Annotated in this window: 1 protein-coding gene and 1 pseudogene; both read right to left on the bottom strand. The window is 74.3% G+C overall.

Annotation, left to right across the window (positions count from 1 at the left end; all coding sequences use genetic code 11):
• A partial coding sequence (gene folE / locus B4M60_RS15520) for a GTP cyclohydrolase I (protein ID WP_291086113.1) occupies positions 1–342 on the bottom strand: 342 nt, incomplete at its 3' end.
• Between the two features lie 33 nt (positions 343–375).
• Positions 376–1,902 (bottom strand): annotated as a pseudogene (locus tag B4M60_RS15525) (cell division protein FtsH); the annotation flags it as partial.

Genomic DNA, 1,902 nt, shown 5'->3' on the forward strand with positions numbered 1-1,902 from the left:
CCGACCCGGGATGTACCCGATGTGCGCGACCCCGTGGAACGGGACCAGGTGGTGCTCGCAGGTCGAGTAGATGGGGATGTCCCGCACCAGCACCAGCTCACGGTGATCCTCGTTGAAGGTCTTCGACAGCACCGCCGCGGGATCGGTGTACAGGCCCGCGAAGACCTCGCGGTAGGCCCGGGTGACGCGCGCCGGGGTGTCCCGCAACCCCTCACGGTCCGGGTCCTCGCCCACGGCCATCAGCAACTCGCGCACCGCGGCCTCGGCGCGGTCGGCGTCGAAGACGCGGCCCGTGGTGACCGACACGGCGTCGGCGGCGGGTATGTGATCAGGAGTCGTCATCAGTCCTCTTCTCGCACGGAACCGACCGAGGGGTCAGTCTTCGCGTTCCCACGGGGCACGCCAGCCGGGGTCCTTGTCCTCCCGGCGACGGGAGCCACTCCGGCGGCCGTTCCCGTCCACCGCCGACCACGCCCGCGTGGACCCGGCGGACCCGACCGGCGGATCGGACCGGGGGTCGTCCTCGCCGGACCCCTCGCCGGGCGCCCCGCCGGGGGATTCCCGGGGCCCGGGGGCGGCCGGGAGCCTGGTGGTCTCGGCGCCAGTCGGCCCGTTCCCGCCGTCCGGGGCCGGGCCGCCGTCCGGGACCCCGCCCCCGACGGGCGCCGTGCCGCGCGGGGGCCAGCCCGGCGCCGACCAGCCCGGGGGCGGCGGGGTGCCGTAGGCCGGGATCCCGGTCGGCAGCGACCCCGCAGGGACTTGTCCGCGCTGCGCCCCCCTGCCGGTCCCGGTCATCCCGCCCGGGGCGGGATCGGTTCCGTTCACATCCCCCGCGTCGACGCCGCCGGGCTCGCGGCCCGACGGCAGGACCGGCATGGCGAACGGGTCGGTCACCGGCGGCGGCCAGGGCTCCCCGCGCTCCTTGGCCAGCTCACCGGGGGTCTTGATGGGCGGTTCCGTGGACGGGACACGCCCGCCGAAGTCGTCGAACTCGGTGAGCCTCGGCCGCTTGACGACGTCCGCGAAGAGCCGCGCGAGGTCGTCCTGCCGGAGGGTCTCCTTCTCCAGCAGCTCACCGGCGACCGCGTCGAGGATCTCGCGGTTGGCCTCGAGGACCCGCCACGCCTCGGTGTGCGCGGCGTCGATGATGCGGCGCACCTCGTCGTCGATGGTCTTGGCGATCTCGGGGGAGTAGTCCGCGCCCGCCCCGCCTCCCCGACCGAGGAACGGGTCCCCGCCCTCGTTGCCGTACTTGACCGCCCCGAGCTTGGCGCTCATCCCGTACTCGGCGACCATCGCCCGGGCGATGCGGGTGGCCTGCTCGATGTCCGAGCTCGCGCCGGACGTCGGCTCGCCGAAGATGTACTCCTCGGCTGCACGCCCGCCCATGGCCATGACGATCCGGGCGATCATGTCCGCGCGGGTCATCAGCGACTTGTCGTCCTCCGGGACGACGAGCGCGTGCCCGCCGGTGCGGCCCCGGGCCAGGATGGTGACCTTGTGCACCCGCTCGAGGTCCTCCATCGCCCACGCGGCCAGGGCGTGCCCGGACTCGTGGTACGCGGTGACCTTCTTCTCGTGCTCGCTGATCACGCGGTGCTTGCGGCGCGGGCCGCCCACCACGCGGTCCGTGGCCTCCTCGAGGATGTCGATCGAGATCTCGTCCCGACCGATGCGGGCCGCGAGTAGCGCACCCTCGTTGAGCACGTTGGCCAGGTCGGCGCCCGACATGCCGATCGTGCGGCGGGCGAGCGCCGTCATGTCGACGTCCGCGGCCAGCGGCTTGCCCACCGCGTGCACGGCGAGGATGGCCTCCCGGCCGCGCAGGTCCGGGTTGGTCACCGGGACCTGGCGGTCGAAGCGCCCGGGACGGAGCAACGCCGGGTCGAGCACGTCGGGACG

It is taken from the genome of Dietzia sp. UBA5065, assembly GCA_002415925.1.
Taxonomy (GTDB): Bacteria; Actinomycetota; Actinomycetes; order Mycobacteriales; family Mycobacteriaceae; genus Dietzia.